25 protein-coding genes are annotated in these 24,318 nt (G+C 64.4%); 13 read left to right on the forward strand and 12 right to left on the reverse strand.

The window, feature by feature from the left end; all coding sequences use genetic code 11:
- The first annotated feature begins 14 nt into the window (after positions 1 to 14).
- Positions 15 to 476 carry a PH domain-containing protein gene (locus tag C444_RS10030; RefSeq protein ID WP_004592658.1) on the forward strand — a complete coding sequence of 154 codons (462 nt, stop codon included), beginning with the start codon at positions 15 to 17 and terminating at the stop codon, positions 474 to 476.
- Positions 473 to 2,242, forward strand: a complete 1,770-nt coding sequence (locus C444_RS10035) for a PH domain-containing protein (protein ID WP_004592659.1) — start codon at positions 473 to 475, stop codon at positions 2,240 to 2,242. The genes C444_RS10030 and C444_RS10035 overlap by 4 nt, the downstream gene beginning before the upstream one ends.
- Here C444_RS10035 and C444_RS10040 read toward each other — a convergent pair whose 3' ends face one another.
- Together C444_RS10040 and C444_RS10045 are read right to left on the reverse strand one after the other, a co-directional pair.
- Positions 2,243 to 4,930 (reverse strand): AAA domain-containing protein, encoded by a 2,688-nt coding sequence (locus C444_RS10040; protein ID WP_004592660.1) that lies wholly within the window; start codon positions 4,928 to 4,930, stop codon positions 2,243 to 2,245.
- 69 nt (positions 4,931 to 4,999) lie between these two features.
- On the reverse strand, positions 5,000 to 5,395 hold the full coding sequence (locus C444_RS10045) for a DUF2237 family protein (RefSeq protein ID WP_004592661.1): 396 nt from the start codon (positions 5,393 to 5,395) through the stop codon (positions 5,000 to 5,002).
- A 160-nt stretch (positions 5,396 to 5,555) separates the two neighbouring features.
- On the opposite strand from C444_RS10045, the gene C444_RS10050 reads away from it, so the two are divergent.
- Together C444_RS10050 and C444_RS10055 are read left to right on the forward strand one after the other, a co-directional pair.
- Positions 5,556 to 6,101, forward strand: coding sequence for a hypothetical protein (locus C444_RS10050; protein WP_004518045.1), 546 nt, complete (start codon positions 5,556 to 5,558; stop codon positions 6,099 to 6,101).
- A gap of 40 nt (positions 6,102 to 6,141) precedes the next feature.
- Positions 6,142 to 6,477, forward strand: a complete 336-nt coding sequence (locus tag C444_RS10055) for a hypothetical protein (protein ID WP_004592662.1) — start codon at positions 6,142 to 6,144, stop codon at positions 6,475 to 6,477.
- Here the strand turns inward: C444_RS10055 and C444_RS10060 are convergent.
- The gene (locus tag C444_RS10060; protein WP_004518043.1) at positions 6,474 to 6,701 is read right to left on the reverse strand and encodes a ribbon-helix-helix domain-containing protein; all 228 of its coding nucleotides are present in this window, start codon (positions 6,699 to 6,701) and stop codon (positions 6,474 to 6,476) included. The two genes, C444_RS10055 and C444_RS10060, sit on opposite strands and share 4 nt — an antisense overlap.
- A 74-nt stretch (positions 6,702 to 6,775) precedes the next feature.
- Between C444_RS10060 and C444_RS10065 the strand changes: the two genes are divergently transcribed.
- From C444_RS10065 to C444_RS10075, 3 genes are all read left to right on the forward strand, one after another.
- Positions 6,776 to 8,125 carry an MFS transporter gene (locus C444_RS10065; protein ID WP_004592663.1) on the forward strand — a complete coding sequence of 450 codons (1,350 nt, stop codon included), beginning with the start codon at positions 6,776 to 6,778 and terminating at the stop codon, positions 8,123 to 8,125.
- A 70-nt stretch (positions 8,126 to 8,195) separates the two neighbouring features.
- Positions 8,196 to 8,882, forward strand: coding sequence for a glycosyltransferase (locus tag C444_RS10070; protein WP_004592664.1), 687 nt, complete (start codon positions 8,196 to 8,198; stop codon positions 8,880 to 8,882).
- 42 nt (positions 8,883 to 8,924) lie between these two features.
- The gene (locus C444_RS10075; RefSeq protein ID WP_004592665.1) at positions 8,925 to 10,712 is read left to right on the forward strand and encodes an ArnT family glycosyltransferase; all 1,788 of its coding nucleotides are present in this window, start codon (positions 8,925 to 8,927) and stop codon (positions 10,710 to 10,712) included.
- Positions 10,713 to 10,748: 36 nt separating this feature from the next.
- Here the strand turns inward: C444_RS10075 and C444_RS10080 are convergent, their stop codons facing one another.
- Genes C444_RS10080 through C444_RS10095 form a run of 4 tightly spaced genes read right to left on the reverse strand, consistent with a single transcriptional unit; the run spans position 10,749 to position 13,681 of the window.
- Positions 10,749 to 11,771 carry a lysylphosphatidylglycerol synthase transmembrane domain-containing protein gene (locus tag C444_RS10080; RefSeq protein ID WP_004592666.1) on the reverse strand — a complete coding sequence of 341 codons (1,023 nt, stop codon included), beginning with the start codon at positions 11,769 to 11,771 and terminating at the stop codon, positions 10,749 to 10,751.
- Positions 11,768 to 12,625, reverse strand: a complete 858-nt coding sequence (locus tag C444_RS10085; RefSeq protein WP_004592667.1) for a polysaccharide deacetylase family protein — start codon at positions 12,623 to 12,625, stop codon at positions 11,768 to 11,770. Before C444_RS10085 ends, C444_RS10080 begins: the two co-directional genes overlap by 4 nt.
- Positions 12,618 to 13,004, reverse strand: coding sequence for a DUF2304 domain-containing protein (locus C444_RS10090; protein WP_004592668.1), 387 nt, complete (start codon positions 13,002 to 13,004; stop codon positions 12,618 to 12,620). The genes C444_RS10085 and C444_RS10090 overlap by 8 nt, the downstream gene beginning before the upstream one ends.
- A gap of 2 nt (positions 13,005 to 13,006) precedes the next feature.
- Positions 13,007 to 13,681, reverse strand: coding sequence for a glycosyltransferase family 2 protein (locus C444_RS10095; RefSeq protein WP_004592669.1), 675 nt, complete (start codon positions 13,679 to 13,681; stop codon positions 13,007 to 13,009).
- A 261-nt stretch (positions 13,682 to 13,942) separates the two neighbouring features.
- On the opposite strand from C444_RS10095, the gene C444_RS10100 reads away from it, so the two are divergent.
- From C444_RS10100 to C444_RS10110, 3 genes are all read left to right on the forward strand, one after another.
- Positions 13,943 to 14,365 (forward strand): cobalamin B12-binding domain-containing protein, encoded by a 423-nt coding sequence (locus C444_RS10100; RefSeq protein WP_004592670.1) that lies wholly within the window; start codon positions 13,943 to 13,945, stop codon positions 14,363 to 14,365.
- Positions 14,362 to 15,420 (forward strand): methylmalonyl Co-A mutase-associated GTPase MeaB, encoded by a 1,059-nt coding sequence (gene meaB / locus C444_RS10105; protein ID WP_004592671.1) that lies wholly within the window; start codon positions 14,362 to 14,364, stop codon positions 15,418 to 15,420. Before C444_RS10100 ends, meaB begins: the two co-directional genes overlap by 4 nt.
- 107 nt (positions 15,421 to 15,527) lie before the next feature.
- Entirely contained in the window at positions 15,528 to 16,469 is a 942-nt protein-coding gene (locus C444_RS10110; RefSeq protein WP_004592672.1) for an alpha/beta fold hydrolase, read from the forward strand.
- Positions 16,470 to 16,472: 3 nt separating this feature from the next.
- On the opposite strand, the gene C444_RS10115 is transcribed toward C444_RS10110, so the two are convergent.
- The 5 genes from C444_RS10115 to C444_RS10135 all read right to left on the reverse strand — a co-directional run bounded on the left by C444_RS10115 (position 16,473) and on the right by C444_RS10135 (position 20,344).
- A complete protein-coding gene (locus tag C444_RS10115) occupies positions 16,473 to 16,859 on the reverse strand; it encodes a Zn-ribbon domain-containing OB-fold protein (protein ID WP_004592673.1) in 387 nt (128 codons plus the stop codon).
- The gene (locus tag C444_RS10120) at positions 16,856 to 18,022 is read right to left on the reverse strand and encodes a thiolase domain-containing protein (protein WP_004592675.1); all 1,167 of its coding nucleotides are present in this window, start codon (positions 18,020 to 18,022) and stop codon (positions 16,856 to 16,858) included. Before C444_RS10120 ends, C444_RS10115 begins: the two co-directional genes overlap by 4 nt.
- 155 nt (positions 18,023 to 18,177) lie before the next feature.
- Positions 18,178 to 18,375 (reverse strand): DUF5800 family protein, encoded by a 198-nt coding sequence (locus C444_RS10125; RefSeq protein ID WP_004592677.1) that lies wholly within the window; start codon positions 18,373 to 18,375, stop codon positions 18,178 to 18,180.
- Between the two features lie 115 nt (positions 18,376 to 18,490).
- Positions 18,491 to 19,129: a transcriptional regulator GfcR gene (gene gfcR, locus C444_RS10130; RefSeq protein WP_004592679.1), complete on the reverse strand. Its 639-nt coding sequence runs from the start codon at positions 19,127 to 19,129 to the stop codon at positions 18,491 to 18,493.
- 336 nt (positions 19,130 to 19,465) lie between these two features.
- Positions 19,466 to 20,344 carry a hypothetical protein gene (locus C444_RS10135; RefSeq protein ID WP_049909397.1) on the reverse strand — a complete coding sequence of 293 codons (879 nt, stop codon included), beginning with the start codon at positions 20,342 to 20,344 and terminating at the stop codon, positions 19,466 to 19,468.
- 59 nt (positions 20,345 to 20,403) lie between these two features.
- Here C444_RS10135 and C444_RS10140 point away from each other — a divergent pair, with 59 nt between their 5' ends.
- The 3 genes from C444_RS10140 to C444_RS10150 all read left to right on the forward strand — a co-directional run bounded on the left by C444_RS10140 (position 20,404) and on the right by C444_RS10150 (position 24,304).
- Positions 20,404 to 21,393 carry an aldo/keto reductase gene (locus C444_RS10140; protein ID WP_004592683.1) on the forward strand — a complete coding sequence of 330 codons (990 nt, stop codon included), beginning with the start codon at positions 20,404 to 20,406 and terminating at the stop codon, positions 21,391 to 21,393.
- Positions 21,394 to 21,453: 60 nt separating this feature from the next.
- The gene (locus C444_RS10145) at positions 21,454 to 22,530 is read left to right on the forward strand and encodes a TrmB family transcriptional regulator (protein WP_004592686.1); all 1,077 of its coding nucleotides are present in this window, start codon (positions 21,454 to 21,456) and stop codon (positions 22,528 to 22,530) included.
- Positions 22,531 to 22,762: 232 nt separating this feature from the next.
- The gene (locus C444_RS10150; RefSeq protein ID WP_004592688.1) at positions 22,763 to 24,304 is read left to right on the forward strand and encodes an extracellular solute-binding protein; all 1,542 of its coding nucleotides are present in this window, start codon (positions 22,763 to 22,765) and stop codon (positions 24,302 to 24,304) included.
- Positions 24,305 to 24,318 lie beyond the last annotated feature (14 nt).

Below are 24,318 nucleotides of genomic sequence, written 5' to 3' on the forward strand. Positions count from 1 at the left end.
CCCTCAATCCGGACATGGAGTCGCTTCACCCGCGGGTGAGACTGCTGTGGGTTCTGTCGACAGTTATTCAGGCGTCGGTGCTCGGCGTCATCGCGTATCTCGTCGACAGGTTCGCTGTCTCACTGCCACAAACAGTCATCATCGCCGGTTGGGTAGTGCTCGTGCTTCTGGGTGTCGCACACGCTATCGCTGCCCACCGCATCTGGCGTTTTGACCTGCAGGACGACGCGCTCTTTCTCCTCCGCGGCGTCGTCACTCGGACCGACACGTCCGTCCCGTACGTCCGCGTCCAGCACGTCGACACCACGCGCGGCCCGGTCGAACGCGCTATCGGGCTAGCGAGCGTCGTCGTCTACACCGCCGGGACCCGCGGCGCGGACATCACGATTCCCGGACTGCGTCCCGAGCGGGCCACCGAACTGCGCGAGCGGCTTCGTGACCTCGCGAACGAGAGCGAGGCCACGGACGCGGTATGAGCCGGCTCCACCCGCGGAGCGCCGTCGTACGGATTGCCCGGGCAGCCCTGCAGGGGGGCTTCTTCGGCTTTTTCGGTGGGTCGCTCGGGAGCGGGATGTTCGACTTCCCATGGTTCGCGGTGCCCGGACTCGCGGCCCTCGGTGCGGTCGTTTTCAGCGGGTACGCGCTGGCGCGCTATCTCCGCTTTCAGTACGAACTCGACGGCGACACGCTCACCGTCGAGTCCGGGGTGTTCGCCAGACAGTCCCGACAGATTCCGCTGGGTCGCGTCCAGAACCTCGACGTCGAGCAGAACATCCTCAATCGGCTACTGGGACTCGCAATCGTCCGTTTCGAGACCGCTGGCGGCAGCGCGACGGAGGCGACCCTGGACGCGGTCGACGAGGCGGAGGTCGAACGCCTGCGGAACTACGTACGGACCCACGACCGCGACGAGGCCGCCGGGACGGCGGCAGCCACCTCCGACGCGGTGGCTGGGACTGAAAGCGGTCGGTCGGCCCACGCGGACCTCCCGGGAGCGACCGGCCCGTCATCGGGACACGCCGGCGACGCACAGGCGGACACTGACCGGGGAGCATCGCATACGGACAGCGGCAGAGGGCCGGACGGGTCGCTGCTGTTCGCGTTCGACCAGCGGGAACTCCTGACCTACGCGCTGGTCTCCGTCCGTCCCGCGGCACCGGTCCTGACGCTCGCATCGCTCCCGTTGGGAATGGATGTCGTCTGGGCCGTGCTGCGGTTCAACGCCGGTCTCGTCGGGGCGTCGCTTAATGGCCCGGTGGTACGGTGGCTGCTCGGTTCGCCCGAGACCTCCCGGCTCGCCGTCTTTGCGGCGCTCTCCATCGCCCAGTTCCTCTTGCTCGCGCTGGTCGTCAGCATGGCGCTGACGGTCATCGAGTACCACGGATTCAGGCTCACACAGGCCGACGGCGACCTCCGGTACGAGCGGGGACTGCTGCGCCGCTACAGCGGCAATATCCCGCTGGAGAAGGTCCAGTCGGTCACCATCCGCGAGAACGTGCTGATGCGGCGGTTTGGCTACGCGACGCTGGCCGTCGAAACGGCCGGCTACAGCGGCGGCAACCAACAGTCCACGCAGGGCGTCGCCGTCCCGCTTGCGCCCCGCGAGGAAGTGTACGAACTGGCCCGCGACATCGAGCCGTTTGGCGACCTCGATTTCGACCGGTCACCGAAACGCGCCCGTCGGCGGTACCTCGCGCGCTTCTCCCTGGCCGCGGCCGGGCTCACCGGGGTCGCCTACGCCGTCGACTCGCTGGTGCTTGAAACGGGCTACTGGTGGCTCGCCGCCCTGCTCTTTCTTCCGGTCGCGCCGGCGGCCCACCTCCGCTGGCGACACCGTGGGTACGACCTGAGCGAGTCCGTGCTCGCGACCCGGAGCGGCTTCTGGCGACGGACGACGCGAATCGTCCCGTACTACCGGCTCCAGACGGTGTTCGTCACCCGCTCGCCGTTCCAGCGCCGCCGCGACCTGGCGACTGTGGGGGCCGACACGGCGAGTTCTACGAGCCTCCTCGGCGGCGTCGCCCGAGTGTTCGACATCGACGAGGATACCGCAACGGAACTCAGGAACACGTTGCGGGAGCGGCTGCGAGTCGACATCGCTGCCCGCCGGAGCGGCGAGCGGTCAGTCGAAACCGTTGAACGCGTCGGCGAAACGGATGAGCGGGCCGGAGAAACCGACGAGCCTGCTGGCGGAGCGAACGAGCGAACCGATGAACCGGACGAGTGGTCCGGTGAAGCGTAGTCAGCCTCGCGCCCACTCGACCATCCGGCCGTACACCTCGTCGGTCGCCAGCGCGTCGCCGTCGCCGACGAGGACGAGCGCCTTCTTCGCCCGCGTGAGCGCGACGTTGATCCGCCGGTAATCCTCGAAGATGGGGCTGTCGAGCGTCCCCGTTGCGACGAACGAAATGACGATGACCTCCTTGCTCGACCCCTGGAAGCGGTCGACCGTATCGACGGTCACGTCCGGCAGGCGCTTCGATATCTCTGCGACCTGTGCGCGGTACGGTGCGATGACGCCGATATCGTCGGCCGGCACGCCGGCCGCTCGGTACGACGCCACTATCTCGGCAATCCGGTCGGCCTCGGCGGGGTTTGTGTTGCCGACTTGGCTTCCGTCGGGGTCGACGAACGAGACGCGTTCGCGCAGGTTCGCCGGCAGCGCATCCAGCGAGACGCCGTCGAGGTCGTCGAGGCGCTGTGCGGCCACCTCGCCGGTCGCGGGCCGCAACCCCCCGTCGTAGAACTCTCGCGAGGCGAAGGCCTGGATGTGCTGGGCCATCCGGTACTGCCGGTCCAGCATCACGCCCGCATCGGGATTGTCGTCGATAAGTCGCTCGAACAGCGAGGTCGACAGCGTCTCGTTCTCTGACTGGACCACGGGCGGGAGCTGCTGGTGGTCACCGACCAGCACGAACCGGTCGGCGAGCGTCGTCGCCGCGAGCGTCCCCGGCTCCGTCAGTTGGCCGGCCTCGTCGACGACCGCGACGTCAAACTCCTGGGTCTGGAGCGTGCTCCCGCCGCAGGTGGCCGTCGTCGCCGCGACGACCTGCGCGTTCTGGAGCCGACTCGCACACTCTCCGGGGTCGCCGCTGGTTTCCAGCCGGTACTTCTGCATGTCCTCGCGGACGCCGCTCTCCGTGCCGACACGGACGATATCGGTGTAGCCCTGGTCCTCAAGCGCCTCCAGCAGATTGTCGACGGCGCGGTTGGTAAAGGCCGAGAGCAGGACGCGGTCGCCTCGGTCTACCAGGGCTCTGACCATCCGTGCCAGCGTGTACGTCTTGCCCGTGCCCGGCGGGCCGTGGACGAGCGCGAAGTCCTCGGCACCGACCGCCAGCTGGACGGCCTCGTTCTGGGCGTCGTTGTTGTCGATGAATGTCTCCTCGACGGCGTCAAACGCCGGCTCGCGCCGCCCGAACAGCACGTCCTTCTGCTCGGGTGACTGGAGGAGCACGGCGTCGTGGAGCGCGTTCTGGAGCCGGTCGGTCGTCAGTTCGGACGGATACACGTCCAGCCGGCGGAGGTCCAGCGGCTCGTCTGCCGTAACGACGATTTCCTCGCCGAGGCGTTCAACACGTGCCAGTTCGGCGTTACCGGTCACTGGGTCGCCGTCGCTTGCGAGTACGAGATTCCCTTCGCGGATCTTCGAGACGGCCCCGGTCCCGGTTGCCCGGAGTTCCCACCGGCCGCCGTCGAGTTCCGTTCGCCCCGTCGGTTCGAGGTCGATGAGCGCCCGGTCGTTGTCGGCGCGCTCCCCGGGCGTTTGCTCCCAGAGCTTCGCGTACTCGCGGTGGACGGACCGACGCTCGGCCTCGACGGCCGTGTAGAACCGCTCGAAGTAGTCCAGCTCCTCGTCGGGCACCGCTCGGCCGACCGTTCCAGCCTTGGACTCTTGGTCGAGGCGTCCGGAGACGGCCATGCAGGTGTCCTGTTCGAAGCAGTACTCGCATTTCGCGTTGGCCTCGTAGCCCGTGGGAACGCCGGAATCGTACTCCATCGCCGCAATCGCGTTGCGGGTCCGAACGACGTAGTTCAGCAGGCCGCTCCCGATGGAGAACTCCTTGGCCGGCGAGAGGTCGCCGCTCTCCTCGTTGCGGTCGACGGCGGCGTTTTTGGTGTAAAGCAGCGTGCCTGTGTCCGGGGCCGCGTCGACGGCGCTACCCGCGCCGGCCGCGCGCTCGCCGAGCATCAGCGCGTATGCCGTCGCCTGAATCTTGTCCTGGAACCGCGGCTCCCGCTTGGTGTTCTTGCCGGTCTTGAGTTCGACGGGCATCCCGCGCCGGACGGCGTCGGCCCGCCCTTTCATGCCGAACCGCTCGGAGATGAGCGTCATCTCGGAGCGCCACTGGTCTGTTTCAGTTAGCGTTCCCTGCTGGAGCCACCCCTGAATGGCCGACGCGTGGTCGCGCACGTCCCCAGCCACCTCGTCGGCCTCACGACCGAGCAGCCCGATATCCAGGCCAGCGGCGTCGACCTGTTCCTCGATGGCGGTATCGAGGTCCCGGCCCCGAAGCAGGTCGCCAAAGACCTCGTGGACAACGGTCCCCTTCACCAGCGGATAGGCGTGCTCCGCGCCGTCGAGTTTCCGGAGGTAGTACATCCGCGGGCACTGCACCCACGCCCGGATGTCGGTCACGTCGACGAGGAAGTCCGGCTGGACGACGAGCGTGGCGTCGCCGCCGACGGAGTACTGCTGTTCGCCCTGATACTCCCGCTCGTCGGGATTGTAGACGGCTATTTCCATCCCCGTTTCGATGACTTCGGCGTTCTCAGTCCACTTCCCCCAGAGCGTCACCGTCGTGGGCTCGCCGGCCCCGCGGTCGGGCCGTATCGTCACCTCACAGAGGTCACTCTCGCCGTACTGGGTGTTCACTGTCTTCGGCTCCTCGATGTCGACGACGACGCCGCGAACGCGGTCCGCGCTCATCGCTTGGCCCTCCCCTGTTGCACGATCCAAGCGACGGGGTGGTCCCTCAAAAGTCGTTCGCGCCGGGGCTCATTCGCTGGTCGCATCGACATCGGACTCCGTGTCGGCGGCGTATTCCTGCAGCGTCTCCAGCGACACGTCTTCGAGCACATCCTTGCTCGTCGCGTCGAGATTCACTGGCGGCGCGCGCCCGGCCTCGTGGGCCTCTATCCAGCGCGGGACGCAGACACACCAGTGGTCACCCGGGTCAAGGCCCGGAAAGTTCAGTTCGGGCCGCGGCGTCACGAGGTCGTTGCCCTGGGCCTTGCTGTACTCCAGAAACTCCGCCGTCATCACGGCACAGATCTCGTGTCGGCCCGGATCACGCTGGAGCGGATAGCAGTAGCCGTCGCGCATGAACCCTGTCTCCGGGTCCATCGAGCAGGGAGCCAGCTCCCCGCCGAGGACGTTACGTTCGCTTTCCATACAACTCCTGGCTGTTCCGGAGGGTAAAGCCGTTCGGCTACGTGACTCACGCCGGCTGCCGCGAGAGTGGTTTCGCCCCCGTTCAGCGGCGACCGGTCGGTCGCTGTGCCACTCAGGACCGATGGGTTCATTCTGACCCAGGCCGAACATGAGATTGATAATGCGCGTTCGCGACTGGCAGGACATTCTCGAAGACGTGATGGAGAGCAATGCCAATCCGGGGGACTGGCGTGCCGTCGGGGGCGACCGCGCGAACGGAATCGGTGAGGACATCTACTTCGGTCACCCTGACGCCGGCGTCTACCAGCTCAAGACCTACGCGAAGAACCCCTTCGAGGTACAGGGCGTGGGGTCGCAGGTGGCCCGCCGCATCGACGACGATATCGACCCGCTGTTTCCAAACGACGGGTCAGGTATCTTCGGCGTCCAGCAGGGACCGGAGGACGAGGACGACGCCAAGGAGAAGGCGAAGAACCTCGAAACAGTGCTCGAAACTCACGCGGACGCACCCACGTCGCCGCAAGCGCTGCTTGAAGACATGATGGACGCGATGGACTCCCCGGCGTACGGCCCGATGGAGTTCGATCACCACGACCGGCCCGACCAGATGACCGAGCTCACCGAGACGTTCGAGGAAGCGGAGGAACTACTCGACGCGGAGTTCGAGGACGTCATCGAGGAAGACGTAGAGCGGGGCTTCTACTGATGGCCGAACCGACGCGCGCCACCGGTCTCGGAGGTCGCTGATGGTCGGCCCCTCGATGACGGACGCCGACCGGCGACGCTTCCTCAGATACACGCAGGTCGGGTTCGCGCTCCTTATCGGCGTCTCGATGGGGCTTGTGACGATGTACGGCGGTGCCGACCTGCTGACTGTCGCCGGGATGTTCGTCGGTGGCACCGTCATCGGCGGTGGTCTCGCATGGTACATCATTCCGGAGAGTATTGCGGAAACGCCGTACGAGTCAGTCGACAGAGGTCCGAAACCCGGCGCAAAAATGAAACAACAGCGGCAGGAAAACGACGGCTCCGGACAGCGGGCATCCGAGGACGACGGCCGACTCTCACAAAACCGCGATTAGAGGAAGTCGTCCTGCATCGCGGGGTCCTGCTGTTCGGAGGCCGTCTGGTCGAAAATCTCTTCGTCGAGCGTCTCGGTCTCTTCGGTCGTAGTATTGTAGGCCGAAATACCTCGCTTCAGGAGGTCTTCAACGGCCTGGTCGCGGTTGAGGAACTCGCCCTGTTCGACGAGTCGCTGGATGTCCGAGTCCACCTGGTCCGGAAGTGACACCTTGATCTTGCTCACACTTGCCGCCTATACTGTTCGGACATAAAAACCCACCCCTGCTTTTGGGAGGAATCAAAGAGGCGCATGCGTCGATGCGCGGAACCGTCACACACTTGCCGGCGGCCGACACGAACCACAGTGTGAACGCGAACGACCGAGCGATCACCGCACTGGTCATGCTCGCACACGGACTCGTCCACACCTACGAGATGGCGGTCCCGATATTCGTCGTCATCTGGCTCACCGAGTTCGATATCATCAACCTCGGCATTGCCCAGTTCGACGTGACGACGGCGACCGTCGGCGTCATCGTGACGCTGGGCTATGGCCTGTTCGGGGCCGGTGCGCTCCCGGGTGGCATCGTCGTTGACCGAATCGGCTCTCGGCGGCTCATCACCGGTTGCCTGCTCGGCATGGGCGGCTCGTACATCTTGCTGGGACTGGCTCCGAGTATGGTCGTCATCGCGCTGGCGCTGGTCCTTTGGGGACTCTCAGCCAGCGTGTACCATCCGGCGGGGCTCTCGCTCATCAGCAAAGGTGTCGAACAGCGCGGAACCGGGCTGGCCTACCACGGCGTCGCCGGGAACCTCGGTATCGGCCTCGGCCCGCTCGTCGCCGCGGTTCTCCTGCTGGTCGCCGAGTGGCGGACCGTTGCGCTCGTTTTAGGTATCCCTGCGTTGCTCGCCGCCGTCTACGCCTCGCGGGCCAGTTTCGACGAGACGGCCGCGGTGGCGGCCGCGACCGACGGCGGCTCGAAGGCCAGTAGCGGGATCGACTCGCTTGGCGAGTTCCTCTCGGAGAGCAAGCACTTGCTGACCGGGAGCTTCCTGCTCGTGTTCGTCGTCGTCATGTGCTCCGGGCTGTACTACCGCGGCGTGCTCACCTTCCTCCCGGAGCTCCTGCGTGACCTGCCTGGCTTCGAGCCAATCCCGATTGAGACGCTACTGCCCCCCAGCATCCTGTCGGCGCTCGGTATCGAGGCCGGGACGGGGCAGACCCTCAAGCCACAGGACTACTTCTACGCGGGCCTGCTTCTCATCGGCGTCCTTGGCCAGTACGCCGGCGGCAAACTGAGCGACCGGATTCCCGTCGAGTATGGTATCGCCGGCTCGTTCCTGTTGCTGGCCGCCCTCGCAGTGCTGTTCGTTCCGGTGTCGGCGATGGGCTTCGGGCCGCTGGCAGTGCTGGGTGCGCTTCTTGGCGTCGCGTTGTTCGTCGTCCAGCCGATGTATCAGGCCGCCGTTGCGGAGTACACGCCCGCCGGGACACGGGGTCTGTCGTACGGCTTCACGTATCTGGGCGTGTTCGGTGTCGGCGCGCTCGGTGGCGGTCTCGCCGGGGCGATTCTGGCCTTCGCGAACGCGACGGCGTTGTTCGGGACACTCGCCGGTATCGCACTCGTCGCTGTTCTCGCGGGGACCACCCTCGCACGTCGTTCGTGACTGCCCGCGGGCGGGGGCAGGCCGCCGCATCGCTTGCTATTTCTGTCTGTACGATGTACCTGACGCTCAGATGGACGCCGCAGTTATCGTCCCGGCCTACAACGAGGCGGAGTCGCTGGCCCGCTGTCTGGCTCCCTTCGAGTCACAGCCCGTCGAACTGATCGTCGTGGTCGGCGGCGACGACGGCACGGAACAGGTGGCCCGCGATACCCACTTCGTCGACACCGTCGTTCGGTGCGACGAGGGCGGGGCGGGAATCGCTAGGAACCGCGGAGCCGAGGCCGCGACAGCGCCGGTACTACTGTTTACTGACGCTGACACGGTCGTTCCCGAGGATTGGGTTCGCCTGCATCTCAGGCACTACACAGACGACGACGTGGTGGGGGTTGGCGGCCCCGCGAGACCACTCGAAGACAGCCTCAAACACCGCGTGTTGTTCAAGCTGCTGTCGGACTACTGGTATCGGGTGTCCTGGCCGCTGGGCTTCGTCCAGCAACCGGGCTTCAACTGTAGCTTCCGGGCCGACGCCTTCGAGGCCGCGGGCGGCTTCGACGAGGATATCCCGTTCATGGAGGACACGGAACTCTCCCTGCGGATGAAAGACTACGGCCGAATCGTCTACGACGCTGACTCCTGCGTGGCAACGTCCGCACGTAGAGAGGCCGACGAAGGATATCTCTCGCTGTTTGCCAAGTACGTTCGGGGATACGCCAATCACTACATCTTCCGCCGGGAGTTCGATGCCGACTACTTCTGAGAAGGGCAGCCTTTTCAATGCACACACCGGAGCACTGACACGATGAGTGGCTGGCGGTCACTGCCTCGACGTGCTGTCGAACAGGTACGGGCGGACCTCCAAGACGACCCGTATCTCCGCTACGTGCTCCTGCTGTCGACCGTTATGGTCGGATTCTGGTTCTGGCACCGTATCCCGAACTTCGCGACCCGTGACGAGTACAGTCGCTTGCTTGACGCGATGGTCGTCTACGGTTCGGTCCTTGAAGAGCCGGGTTTCGAGGGGCTCAAGGCCGGTATCGAATGGGGCCGGGCCCCTTTCGGCGCGACGCTATATCTCTATGCGCTGGCCATCCTCCCCGTCGTGCTCGTCGCGGCTTTCACCGGTGAGTTAGGTGCGTTCACGACTATCGCTTTCCCCAACTGGGAGTTCGGCCACTACGAGGTCTGGGCCGCCACGCCTGAGTGGATCTGGACCTGGAGTCTCGTCTCCATTCGGCTGACTAATGTCGTCGCCGCACTCTGTGCGGTGTACCTCACCTACCGCCTCGGCGTCGCTATCGAGGGACGCAACGCCGGCCGGCTGTCGGCCGTCGTGCTCTCGCTGACTTTCGGCTTCCTCACCATCTCGAAGGAAGCCGGCGAGGACATGCCGGCGCTGGCGTTCGTCCTCCTCGCGCTGTACCTGCTGGTCAGGTACGTCCAGACCAACGACGGAACGCTGTTTCTGGCGGCCAGCGCCGCCGGCGGGGTCGCGATTGCGTTCAAACTGACGGCCGCGCCGGTCATCCTGCTTATCGGCGTGGCTTTCCTGCTGCGTGCCCGTGCCACTGACGCGCCGCTGACGGAGACACTCTATCGGCCGAAGCTCCTGCTGAGTGGCGCACTGCTCGGGTTCGTGATGATCGTCCTCGGGTTCCCAACCGCGCTCGTGGCGGGGGCCGAACCGTTCATCGAGCGGGTGTTCGGCGGCTCGACCTCGCGGATGAGTCATCCGACGGGGCCCGACGCCCCGATGTGGTGGTGGTTCCTCCGCGGCTACTTCAGCGCGCTGGGTCTCCCGCTGGCTACCGCGGCCGCCGCAAGCGTCGTGGCAACCGTCGCCACGCTGCGTGACCGCGGTTCCGCCTTCCACGGCACTGTCCTCGTCCTGACGGGACTGGTGGCTTACGTCACGATGTTCTCCCAATGGCACGACTTCCGGGTGCACCACCTCCTGCCGACGTTCCCGCTCATCGCCTTGCTCGTCGGCGGTCGACTGGCTGACCTCCGCGAGCGCTCGTCGTCTCTGGCGCGACCGGTGATGGCTATCCTGTTGGTGACGACGGCCATTTACGCCGGCGTTGGGACGGCCCAGTTCGCGTCGATGCCCCGGGACGAAGCGACAGCGTGGCTCGAAGACAACAGCGAGGAGGGCGACGTGGTGGAGACGTACCGCGTCCACGTTCAGGACACCGCCATCCCGCACTCGCTGACCGCCAGACACGTCGCCGGCCAGGACTCGGAGGCGGAGGAAGCGATGGCGTGCCCGCGATACATCCAGATTGGCTACCGGGATCTGCTGTATCTCAAGGAAGACACCTACTACCGGAACGGCGACGCACAGGCCACCTATCTCCGGACCCTCTTGAACGAGGAGTACAACTACCGAATCGTCGCCGAGTTCGGGGAGCGGCCGCCGGACTTCGTGCCACAGCGACCGACCCCCGGCTCGTTCACCGACCTGCTCCGGCTCGGCGTCGTCCCGCATACGGACCAGTTCGCCGACGAGCAGGAACTCGCAGCGAACCAGTACACTCTCATTCTGGAACGTGACGGCGAATGCGACACGAGCCGTCATCCGCCGTTCTGATTGCTGCCGTCTTCTTGATTTCCTGTCCTCCGCCTACTACTCTGTCGTCAGTGACGCGACGTCAAGTCGAACAGAGGGATACCAGCCCGCAAGCGACGGCAGGTAAATACTGAGGAACCGGTCGACGAAGATAATGGGGATGATGACCTCCGCCGGGATGCCCAGTGCGACGAACACCGCCGTCGCCGTCGCTTCGGTGACGCCGATACCGCCGGGCGTCAGCGGTAGGAGCGTCACGGTGTACGCGACCAGCAGGTACAGCGGCAACGCGACCAGCGGTTCGAACCCGACGCCGAAACTCCCCAGCAGCAAACCGACTCGGACGCCAGGCGCGAGGATGAGGTCGACAGCCCAGCCGACCGCGTAGCGGAGCCACACTGCCGGCTCGCTCGCGAGCGACCGAAACGTCGTGGTCGAACTGTCGGTGAATTTCAGCAGGCCGTCGAGCCGCGACGCGAGTCCCTCACCGACGCGTGGAACCCGGACCGCGACCCCGGACAGCCAGCCGATGAGCCGGTCCAGATAGGAGAGATTGAGGCCCCCGAACAGTATGCCGAGGCCGGCCACGAAGTACAGGCTCGTCGCAAGCGCTAACAGCAGGAGCAGTTCAGGCCGGAGCAGTGGAATCGCCAGCACGAGCCCCGCGGTCGCCGCGACGCCGTAGTACAGCGCGAAGACGCCGGTGTGAAGCGCCGAGGCGGCCGCGGCGTCGCTGTAGGCCATCCCGGTCTGACTCCGGAGGACGAACGGTGCGGCCAGCCGTCCCGAGAGCCGCGACGGGAGCAACTGATTGACGAAGTTCACGATGAGCGTCGTTCCGGCAGCGGTCCGGAATCGGGCGGGCGCGAGCGGGGTCATCACCGCGTGCCAGGTGTAGGCTCGGCCACAGATGCCGAGAACGCTGACGGCGACGACTGCGAGTGCCGTTTCGGTCTCGACGCCGGCGAGCAGGTCGATTGCGCTCCCGATGTCGAACTGCGTGAGCAGCCACGCTAGCGCAACGACGGCGAGTCCGTACTGGGCGACCGTGATCCCCAGATCACGAGCCCGGTTCGTCACGGCGTCTCGCCCCTGTGGAGCCGTGTCGCGGCTGTTTCACCGTCCTCCAGAACGGCCCGTACGGTCGTGAACTCGAAGTCCTGCTGTAGAATCCGTTCGACGGCCCGTCGCATCCAGTCGCCGGTCCTGACGTACACCCGTGTCGGCACCCCCTCGACGGCCGGCAGGTCGACCAGTTCCCACGGATGGACGTACAGCATTGGCGTGATGCCCCGACGGGCCAGCAACTTCATGCCCAGAATCGTGTACCGCGGGCCGAAAAACCGGAGCCAGGTCCCGGTGAGGGGCAACTGCAGGCCGGGCATGACGCTCGCGGGGAACTCGGTAATGCTGTCCGGTGCGTCCGGGCGGACCTCCGTCGCCGGGACAGGTTCATGAAGGTCGTACTCACCGCCGTACCATCCTGGAATCGACCGGCTGGACACAACGCTGGAGTCGTACGTGTAGCCGATATCGGCAAGCAGGTCGAAGTGGTCGTCGGTGATGTCGAAGGCGGGCGCGCGGAACCCGGAGACCCGCTCGTCTGTGACTCGTTCCAGCACGTCCTTGGACTGGGATAACTCCGCCCGTCGCTCCTCGCTGTCGAGATCGGAGAGTAACTGGTGTGTGTGCGTGTGCGAGGCGATTTCTATGCCCTCGTCAGCGAGCGCCCGCACGGCGTCGGGATGAGACTGAGCGACTGATGACACCACGAATGCGGTCGAAGTCGCATCGTGCTTTGCGAGCGTGTCTCTGAAAAACCGGCCGCCATCGAGGCCGACGCCGTCGCGGTCGGTCGTCCCCGACGCGCTCCGGTACGCTGGCGTCTGGGTGAACAGCTCGAAGTCTATCGACAGCACCGCGCGGTTACTCATCCTGCTCGTCCTCGGTCTGTAGCTGGTGTTCCTCCAATTCGCTCCGGAGGAGACTCAGCTCCTCGTTCAGCCGCGACAGTCGGTCATACATATGGCCGATGCGGTTGAGTAGGTACGTCACCGCCACGAACAGCGTCAGGTTCGAGATGACGAGGATGGCCCGGGCTTTCCATTCCAGACCTAGCAGTCGCGCCACGACCTCGAACACGTTGGGGACGATGGCGACGACGATGAGTCCCGTGCCCAGCAGCAGCGACATCACGAACAGCTCTAACGATTCGCGTTCGCTTCGGACGATGATGTAGCCGTTCGCGAGGAAGGCCAGGCCGACGACCAGCGACAGGAGGTTCACCAGTGAGTAGTCGAATCCAAAGACCATGATTAGCGAAAGAGGAGGACGCGAAACACCGTGTCAGTCATGCGGAGCGGGTAGAGCACGAGCGTGTCGAGGCTGAACTGTGACTCGCCCTCGTCCCGGATCGGCATCTCTATCGATACCTCTTCGATCCGCTGGCCGCGCTGGGCCGCATCGAGCGTCTGCTCGACTGCCCAGTGGTTGTCCGAGCGGTGGAGGATGTCCTGTAGCGTAGACACGCGGTAGACGCGGAAGCCGCTCGTCACGTCGGTGATGTCGATGCCACCGAGCTTCCGCACGACGGTCGTAAAGAAGGTGATTCCCAGCCGCCTGATGAGCGGGTAGTCGTCGATGCTCTCGTTCAGGTAGCGGCTGCCGATGACCATGTCCGCGTCTTCGGCGTGGTCCAGCAGGGTCGGAATCTTCTCCGGGTCGTGCTGGCCGTCGGCGTCGACCTGCACGACGAAGTCGTAGTCGTGGCGGATAGCGTACTGGTACCCTGTCCTGACGGCCCCGCCGACGCCGGTGTTGAACACGTGCGTGACGACGTGTGCGCCGTGCTCGCGGGCGATGGCCGCGGTGTCGTCCGACGAGCCGTCGTCGACGACGACCACCTCGTCGACGTAGCGGCTCGTTCCGTCGATCACCGACCCGATGGTGGACGACTCGTTGTACGCGGGGATGACGGCGACTGTTCGCACTGGTGGAAACGCCGCGAGCAGCGAACTTAGAATTGTCGTTCTCTGGAATAGTTCCTCGTGGTCTGTGGGCCTGCCGTTGGCCACTCAGATCGCGTTAAGCGGTCTCTATGGGTTGCAGCCAATATGAGCCGGGACGCCCTCGCGCCTCACAGACGGGGCCAAATGAACACCCATAATCTTCGTTCCCCGAGGGGGCCCTAATCGACATTAGTCATGATGAATAGGGCAAGAATGAAAACACAAGGCGCGGTACGTACTGGCATGAGTGTCGAGCAGGAGCAGACGGAACGGACCATCAGGTGTCTGGTGGCGAAAGTCGGACTCGACGGTCACGACCGGGGTGCACATGTCATCGCGCGGGCGCTCCGTGACGCGGGCTTCGAGGTGATTTACTCGGGGCTCCATCGAGCGCCCGACGAAGTCGTGCAGGCCGCCGTGCAGGAGGACGTGGATGTCGTCGGTATCTCTATCCTCTCCGGGGCCCACAACACACTGGTTCCGAAGATTCTCGACGGGCTAAAGGAGTACGACGCGTTCGACGACCGACTCATACTCGTCGGCGGCATCGTCCCGGATGACGATCAAGAGGAACTCCGCGGGCAAGGTGTCGACGAGATATTCGGCCCGGGCGCGTCGATGGAGGAGATGATCGACTACATCCACGAGAACGCACCCGAGCGATGAGCGATCTCGTCGCTGACCTGCTCGCGGGCAAGCACAGCGCCCTCGCCAGAGTCATTACGAAGATAGAGAACCGCTCACCGGGGTATCGGGAGGTAATCTCCGACCTCCATCAGCACACTGGCACGGCCGATGTCATCGGCGTCACCGGCAGTCCCGGCGCGGGGAAGTCAACACTAGTCGATAAGGTCGCAGCGACCTACCGTGAGCGAGGGCTGACCGTCGGCGTCATCGCTATCGATCCGTCGTCGCCGTTCTCTGGCGGTGCGGTGCTGGGCGACCGGATACGGATGGCCTCGAACGCGGGCGACATGGACATGTTCTTCCGGTCGATGTCCGCGCGCGGGTCGCTGGGCGGGCTGTCGACAGCGACGACCGACGCCGTGACCGCACTGGACGCCTTCGGCAAGGACAAGATCATCGTCGAGACGGTCGGCGCAGGCCAAAACGAGGTCGACATCGTCCGCACGGCCGACACAGTCGCCGTACTCGTGCCGCCGGGGAGCGGCGACGACGTCCAGATGCTCAAAGCCGGTATCCTCGAAATCGGCGACGTGTTCGTGGTCAACAAGGCCGATCTCGACGGGGCCGACCGGACCGTCCAGCAGCTCCGAGAGATGCTGCAGGGACAGAGCGGACGGCCGAACTCCGGCCACCACGGCGCGACCGAACTCGCCGGTGACCACGGCGACGCGTCCACCGACGACGCCGATGCTGTGGACGACGAGCCGGAGACGTGGGACCCCCCTATCGTAGAGACAGTCGCCAATCGGGGTGACGGTGTCGAGGACTTCCTGAACGCGCTGGCAACCCACGGGGAGTATCTGGACCGAACCGGCCGCCGAGAGGGCCAAGCGCGGGAGCGATTCGCCGCCGAAATTCGAACCCTCCTTCGGGAGGACGCCAACGAACTACTGGTCGACGAACTCGACCGCCGCGGCGGCATCGAGCAGTACGTCGACGCCGTCATCGAGCGCCACACCGACCCGTACACTGTCGTCGACGAGGTCCTCTCGCCGCTCCGGGAGTGTCTCGATGATCCTGGCGACGGGAGCTAACTTCGGGACTGTCGCGTTTACGGAACCACGTCTGCCCGGGCCAATAGCGACAGCTATCTGACGATCTTCCAGCATGTATAACACACTCCGGGCCCCAAGACACCAGTATGAAGCTCCGCAAGGCGCTCGGTGCGGTCGTCGGTGCGGTCGGCGCGACAGTCGCTGCCAACCGCGTGTTGCAGTCGCGGGCCGGCGCGTTCGAACCGATGCTCGACGGGGAACAGGGGACGTACCGCTGGCGCGGGTTCGATATCGCGTACACCGAGGCCGGGGACCCCTCGAACCCGGACCTCGTGTTGTTCCACGGCATCAACGCCGCCGCCAGCAGCCACGAGTTCCATACGGTGTTCGATACGCTGGCCGAAGACTACCACGTCATCGCGCCGGACCTGCCGGGCTTCGGGCATACGGACCGGCCGCCGCTGCTGTACTCGGCGTCGCTGTACACGGCCTTCGTACGCGACTTTATCGAGGACAATACCACCGACGCGACCGTCGTGGCGTCATCGCTGACCGGGGCCTACGCCGCAGAGGCGGCACAGGAGGTCGACCTCAAAGAACTCGTCCTCGTCTGCCCGACGGACAGTTCGATGGGGAGCCGCAACGTCGGACTCCGCTCGCTGCTTCGTGCGCCGGTCGTCGGCGAGGCCATCTACAACCTCACCGTCTCGAAGCCCTCGATCCGCCACTTCCACGCTGACCACGGTTACTACGACATGGACAACCTCACCGACGAGGTCGTCGACTACGAGTGGCAGAGCGGCCACCAGCCCGGTGCGCGGTTCGCGCCGGCGTCGTTCGTCACCGGCTTCCTCGACCCCGAGAGAGACTTGGGCGAGATACTTGCGAGCCTCGACGTGCCCGTGACGCTGGTGTGGGGCGAGGACGCCGACATCTCGCCGCTGTCCGAGGGCCGCGAACTGGCCGAACAGGCGGACGCGATGCTCGTCGTGTTCGGCGATTCACTGCTTCTGCCCCACGTCGAACACCCCGGTGAGTTCGTCGACGTGGTCCGCGACAGAGTGACCTCGGTAACAGTCGAAAACTGAGTTTTAGCGCGGCCGGAACACGACGGCTCTGTCGCCGGTCGTCACGCGCTCGCCGACATCGATCCCGACTACGTCGCCGATGGTAACGTCGTCCGGGTCCACGTCGCGGACGAGTCCCGTAACCGACACCGGTCCGAAGTCGGCGATAGCGGTAACGTACGGCGCGTCGTCCTCAAACTGCGGCGTCGGGACCGTGATCGTCGTATGGCTCGCGATTTCGCCGGACTCCGGCAGGTCGACCGCTGAGAGGTCCTGGTCGTGACAGCGCGGACACACCCGTCGAGGCGGGAGCCAGCCGTGGCCGTTCGAACATTCGAGGTAGTAGCCATCGTCAGATTCGATACTGTCGAGCCACGCGTCGTACTCGCCGTCTTGTGCGGATTCAGTCATTCTCGCACCTCCATGACGTGGACGGTCGTAGACGCGACTGTCCCGCCCGCGTTGTGTGCGACGCCGACGGTGCTGTCCGGGACGGCGTCGGCCCGCGGATGCGACCCGTCGAGGAGCCAGGCAACGGTCGCCAACTGGGCGACGCCGGTCGCACCGACCGGGTGGCCCTTGGCTTTCAGCCCGCCCGAGAGGTTTATCGGGCGGTCGCCGTCGCGTGTCGTCTCGCCGTTGCGCGCCGCAGAGATGCCTTCGCCGCGCTCGTAGAAGCCAAGCGATTCGATTGCGAACACCTCAGCGATAGTGAAACAGTCGTGGACCTCGGCGAAATCGACGTCGTCAGGACCGACGCCGGCGTCACCGTAGGCTTCGTCAGCGGCCTTGTCGGCGGCCGGCGTCTGGGCCAGATGTGGCCGGTCCTGTAACGCGAGATTGTCGCCACCCTGGCCAGTTCCGGTGATGGCGACCGGGGCGTCTAGATCGTGTTCCTCGGCGTAGGACTCCGTCGTCAGGACGGCGGCCGCAGCGCCATCCGTGATCGGACAGGAATCGTACAGACCGAGCGGGGACGCAATCGTCGGGGCCTCCATCGCGTCCTCGACCGTGATCTCCTTCTGAATCTGGGCGTGTTCGTTGACCAGCGCGTGTTCGTGGTTCTTGACGGCGACGTGGGCGAGGTCCTCGTGGGAACCGCCGTACTGGTCGAAGTACGACCGGGCCATCAGCGCGTAGGCCCCGGGGAAGGTCATCCCGGCGCGGACTTCGTAGAGATCGTCGGCGGCGATGGCGAGCGCGTCCGTCGCCGCCGCCGTCCCGATGTTGGTCATCCGCTCCGCGCCACCGACAACGACGACCTCCGCTTCGCCGTTCCGGATCGTCTTGACGGCTTCACGAACGGCTGTCCCGGCGGATGCACAGGCCGCTTCGACGCGAGTGGCCGGAACGTCCAGTCCGATAGCCTCGGCCATTAGCGGGCCCTGATGGCCCTGATGTTCCGCGAGTTCTCCCATGAAGTTGCCGTAATAGAGCGCCTCAGCGTCATCTGGGTCGATTCCGGCCTCCGACAGCGCTTCGAGTCCGGCCTCTGCGAACAGGTCTCGGCCGGTTCGCTCGGGGTGTTTCCCGAACTGTGTCACGCTGGCCCCGGCGATACGTGGGTCTGACATTATCTCCCAGTGTGCGCTGACGGCTTAAATGCCTACTGCTCGGCTGCTTAATTAGCGCATATTCGCCGATTTAAACGTCTACAAACGGGATATAGGTTCTCGCCCAGACTTAATTTCTCACGACGGTTATATCCCTCAAAGGAATTGGTTCCGCGTCAGTTCACGATTTCGGCGATACGCTGTGGCTCTCCAGACAGCGCTGGCTCCGGCTCAACCATCTGCAGCACTTCGTGATCAGTCACGTTCGGATACGACTTCTGGACGGCGTCTTCGATAAGGGCCTTTTCGAGACGGAACTCCGTCCCCTCGTAGACGACATCTACGCCCTGTTCGTCAAACGACAGTACAGTCATGCAGCGGATTACGCACGGCACGAATAAAAGGATAGTCTCTCGCACGGACACACCGATTCAGGTGTTTCGATGACCGTTCGACGCAATACGGGATCCGGCCACTCCGTCAGGATCGTTACGAGTCGCCGTCGCTGCCGACTCGGATGACCTGTAGCAGGGAGTACACCGGGACGCCGCGGATATCGCCGATACCACGCTTGTCAGCCAGCACGACGCAGGCCACGGGGTTGCCGCCCTGTTCGTGGATCGCGTCGATGGTTTCCCCCATCGTCTTGCCGCTCGTGATAGTGTCGTCGACGACGTAACAGTCGCGGTCCCGAATTTGCGCGAAGTTCCGGGAGAACGAGCCGTCGGTGGTCTCGCTCTCGTCGTCGTCCCACTGGTGTTTGGTCGGGGCGTACGTCCCGAGGTCCGTTTCCAGTTCCCGGGCAACGGTCGTCGCAAGCGGTGCGCCGGCCTTCTCGATGCCGATGGTGAGGTCCACGTCGTCGCCTTTCTTCGAGAGCAGGTCAGCCATCGCCGCTCCCGCGTGGTACAGCCGGTTGCTGTCCCGACCGACGGCAGACCAGTCGACGTGGATGTCGTGGGGACCGCCGTCATCGCTCGTGTCCGGTTCAGTGCCGGTGCCGCTGCGTTCGACAAGCCAACTCGCCGTCTCCCGGGAGACGTTGAGTTCATCAGCGATCTCGCCCTTAGAGAGGCCACGCTGTGCCAGGTCGGACGCGCTGTCGACGAGGTCGTCGATATTCTTCATACCATCATCTCCGTGTGCGAGGATTTAATAGGCAGTGTTCTTCACCCACCAAAATCTATTTACAACAGTCATTGTACTAATCTATTGGCTGGGTACACTCTCCCTGCTATCCGGGGCCAGGTGGCGATCCCGTCAGGTCACCAGCATCCCCATCCCCCCAACCCGGCCGACGCCAACCGGCTGTCACACAGCATGGTTGTCCACGGGACCGCACGCACCAGCGGTCAGGCGGGGACTCTCCCGCCGTTCCCGTCCGTCGTCTCTCCCCGAACAGGTCCGGGATAGCGTCTCGAACACCGGCTCTGATACGGACTCGGCCGTTCCGTGTAACTCGTTTCAGCTATCGCTCAGTTCAAAGGTATAGAGTCGCTGCTCGCAGGTCGGACAGACGAGCGTCTCGTCGGGGTTCTGACGGGGGCCCAGATGGCCGCCACAGCACGACACCGACGACGACTCGACCAGTTCGGAGCCACAGACCGGGCACCTGTCGAGAAACATCCGGAAGGCTTCCGCGCCAGCGACTCTGAGTCGCTCGTCGTCGAGACGCTCACCGAGGACCTCGTACGCTGCGAGTTCGGCGACGACGACCGGACGAGGCAGGAGTTGTTTGTGCTCGGAACCGAGCACGACCCACTCCGTGTCCTCCCTGGCGTACGGCTCCGCATTGTCGACCTGCTCCAGCGATGCCTGCAGCGCCGTCGAAAGCGAGTCGAGCGAGCGGTCGGCCAGTTCGTCCATTCGCTCGTGCCACGCCGTGTCTACGGCCGCCGTGAGAAACAGTTGCTCTCCCTCGACCTCGATAACGCCGGCCGCCGAGAGCTCTCGGAAGACGGTTTCGCCGTCTATCTCCACATCGTCAGCGAGCGACTCGTTTTCCTGTCGAGTCACGCCTTCCTGGGATGTCTCTCCATGTGCTGGCTCCCCGTGGAACCACTCGTCCGGGACTGGTGACGCCGCCACCAGCCGCGGAGCAAATTCGGGCGTGTACGGAACCAGATATCCCCGAAGGTAGACCACCGCGACACCGACAACGGCGACCCAGAGACTCGCCATCGAGCGCTCGCGTGCGCGCAAGAATAGGGCAATCAGCCCGACGATCCCCAGGTTCAGGACCGTACACGGCCAGCACCTGTTCGCCCCGGTGTAGGACTCGTCGCTGAGGGCGTCGAGCGCTCCCATCAGTGCAGCTTCGCGCGGTGGGGATGAACGGCTCATGTCGGAACATCGTGGGGGAGTCCCAAAATTCTTTAACAACAGCTGTGGTACGAGGTGTCATGAGCGATTCGCCGGTGACATACACTACGCTTGGGTCGACAGGGCTCGACGTGTCCGAACTCTGTCTCGGAACGATGAACTTCGGGAGCGCAGAGCCGTGGATGCTAGACGACGAGGCCGAGAGCCGTCGGATACTCGAACGGGCGCTCGATCTCGGTATCAACTTCTTCGATACCGCAAACGCCTACTCGAACGGGGAAAGTGAGCGTATCCTTGGCGAGGCCGTCGACTCCGCCCGCCGCGACGAACTGGTCCTTGCCTCGAAGGTGTACTTCGACATGCACGACGGGCCGAACGGCAGCGGCCTCTCGAAGAAACACATCATCGACCAGTGTCACGCCACGCTGGACCGCCTCGGCGTCGACTATCTCGACCTCTATCAGATCCACCGCTGGGACGACGACACGCCCATCGAGGAGACGCTGGACGCGCTGACGTATCTCGTCGACGAGGGGCTGGTTCGCTACATCGGCGCGAGCACGATGGCGAACTGGAAGTTCCAGAAGGCGCTGTACACCGCGGACATCGAGGGATACGAGCGGTTCGTCTCGATGCAGCCGGAGTACAACGCCGTCGACCGCCACGAGGAGGCGAACCTCCTGCCAGTGTGTGAGATGGAGGGCGTCGGCGTCATCCCGTGGTCGCCCCTGGCCGGCGGCTTCCTCGCCGGGAAGTACGAGCGCGACGACGACCTTTCCGAAGGGCGGGCGAGTACGGACGAGTACACCGCAAACCGGTTCAGCGACGAGAACTGGGCCGTACTCGACGAGGTGCAGGCGATCGCCGAGGCGAAGGACGCAACGCCGGCACAGGTCAGCCTGGCGTGGCTCTGCCATCAGGACGTCGTCGACGCGCCGATCATCGGGCCCCGGACGATGGACCACTTGGAGGAGAACGTCGAAGCGCTGGCCGTCGACCTCACCGACGAGGAGTGTGCCCGAATCGAGGCCCCGAAACAGCCGCAGTGGCCCGTCGAGGGCAAGGACTGACCGGTGATATCGATGGATAACCATGCACGTTAACTGCGTACTCAGTTTCCCTGTACACACATGGACGACAGCGAACTAACCGATGTCCTCGAAGATGCCGGTCTCTCTCCGTATCAGGCGGAGGCCTATGTGGCGTTGTTGGGGCTGGGGACCGCATCGGCGACCGACATCGCTGATTCCTGTGACGTTCCGGACCCGCGGATCTACGACGTGCTCCGGGACTTGGAAACGAAGGGATATATCGAGACGTTCCAGCAGGACAGCCTGACTGCCCGCGCCCGCAACCCAGATGTGGTCCTTGAAGACCTTCGGTCCCGGTCGAGCAAGTACCTCGACGCGGCAGAGACAATCGAAGAGCGCTGGAATCAGCCCGAGATATCGGACCACGAGGTCAGTATCGTCAAGCGGTTCGAAACGGTCGTCAGCCGGGCCCGGGAACTCATCGAAACGGCCGAAAACCAGATTCAGGTCGGTGTGGACCCGGAGCAGTTCTACGCGGTTCGAGAGGAACTCATTGCCGCCCACGACCGCGGCGTAAACATCAAACTCAGCATCTGTACGGGCCCTGGTGAGGAAGTACCGCCGATTTCTGACATCGAAGGGACCTGTACGGAGGCTCGGAACCGTGAGATTCCGGCCCCGTTTTTCGTGCTGGTCGACCGGACCTGGACGTGCTTTGCGCCCCACCACGACTCAGTCAACGAGTACGGCGTGCTCGTCAAGGATCGGACCCACACCTACGTCTTCCACTGGTTCTTCCTGACCTGTCTCTGGGAGATATGGGACACACTGTACACTGAGCGGACGCCGGAAACCCCGACGACGTACGTCGACCTCCGCCACGCCGTCCGAGATATCGAACCGCTGTTGAACGAGGAGGCGATTATCGAGGCCGTCATTGTGGGGTACGACACAGAAACAAAAGAGTCGGTTGAGCTGACAGGGCGGGTCACCGACATCGACTACACCGGGAGTAGTATCGGTCGGAAAGACCCCGTCCCACTGGCACAACTAGCCGGTCGAATCAGTGCGACGCTGGTCACCGACGACGGGACGTACGAAGTCGGTGGCTGGGGGGCCGTCATCGAGGAAGTCGAAGCTACTGAGATTACGATTACGAACGTTCAGTACGAGTAACGGGACGCTGCCTTCTCAGGGCGGGTAAACTCTCCCTCAGTTTGTGCGTTTGAGCTTCTCTGTGTGGCAAACAACTGTTTGACCTATCCGTGTGTATATATACTGAAAGATTTATACGAGATTGAATAATCAATAATATAACATGGCTGGCGGGCCGAGGCCGACAATTAACAACACCTGTGGTTAATTATGGACAACCTTTAAGGTGTGTCCGGGATAGCTCAGAATAGATATGTCGGACAATGGCACAAGCGGCGAGCGGAACTCAACAGGCGTCTCCCGGCGACGGTTCGTCCGTGCCGCCGGCGCAGCAGGTGTCGTCGGTGGACTAGCGGGCTGTGCTGACTTCGTCGGTGGTGGTGGTGACGGTGGCAACGGTGGTAGCGGCGACGGTAGCGACGGCGGCTCGACCGGCGACGGAAGCGGCGGGGAGACGACGACTGTGCAGTGGGGCTTCGACCCGGTGGCCGTCCAGAACAACGGCGACGCAATCAAGCAGGCACTCCACGACAACGGCCTGTCGGACTCCATCGAGATAGAGTTCGTCCCGCGTGACCAGGACACCGGTGCGGCCCGGTCGAACTACAACCGACTGCTCTCGGCCGGCGAGACGAACCCGGATATGTTCCTGATGGACAACGGCTGGACGAACATCTTCATCCAGCGGGGACAGCTCCAGAACCTCTCGCAGGCGCTGCCGGAGGAACTGCTCACGGACGTGTCGGACAACTACTTCTCAGCGTTTACGGACACAGCCCGGAATCCGAGCAACGGTGACCTGTTCGGCGTCCCGGTGTTCCCGGACTTCCCGACGATGCAGTACCGCAAGGACCTCGTCGAGGACGCCGGTTACAGCCCCGAGAGCAACAACTGGGCGACCGAGCCGATGACGTGGGAGGAGTGGTCGAACATCGCCGCAGACACATACGACAACGCTGACGTCGATTACGGCTTTACGACCCAGTGGGACATCTACGAGGGGACCTCCTGCTGTACGTTCAACGAGGTCATGTCCTCGTGGGGCGGCGCGTACTTCGGCGGCCGCGACAATCTCTTCGGGCCGATTGGCGAACGGCCGATCACGGTCAACAACGAAGAGGTCGTCAACTCCCTCAACATGATGCGGAAGTTCGTCCACGACGAGGACTTCGGCGGCCAGTTCGAGGGCTACGGTGGTGGCTTCACCCCGACCGAAATCCTCGGTTGGAAGGAGGAGGACGCTCGCGCACCGTTCGTCAACGGCAACGCCGTCTTCCACCGGAACTGGCCCTATTCGCTGGCGCTTGGCGGCCGCAACCCGGAGGAAACCGAGGATCCAGCGCTCGGCGAGAACCTCGGTGCGATGCCGATTCCGTACGCTGTATCCGAGAGCGAGGCCGCACAGCCCGGTACGGGTGGCTCCACGGCCGCCCTCGGTGGCTGGCACATGACGGTCAACCCCAACAGCGAGCAGTTAGACGCCGTGACGCAGGTCATTCGCTCCGCCATGCAGCCGGACTTCCAGCTCACACTGCTGTCTGTCCAGGGATGGCTGCCGCCGCGACCTGAACTGTTCAATTCCAGTGAGGCCCAGAACGTGCCCGTCGTTGGCCGGTACATGGACACGCTGCAGGTCGCCGGTAACAACACGATGCCACGCCCGGTGACGGGTGTCTGGAGCGACCAGTCCAGCAAGATCGCACAGCAGGCGAACCGCGCAGTCGGTCAGGAAGCCTCTTCGGCCGACGCGATGGCGACGCTTGAGTCCGCGCTGGCAGAGACCGAGCAGACCTGAAGCCACAGGAAACC

Origin of the sequence: Haloarcula japonica DSM 6131 (assembly GCF_000336635.1) — an archaeon.
In the GTDB taxonomy this organism is placed as follows: domain Archaea; phylum Halobacteriota; class Halobacteria; order Halobacteriales; family Haloarculaceae; genus Haloarcula; species Haloarcula japonica.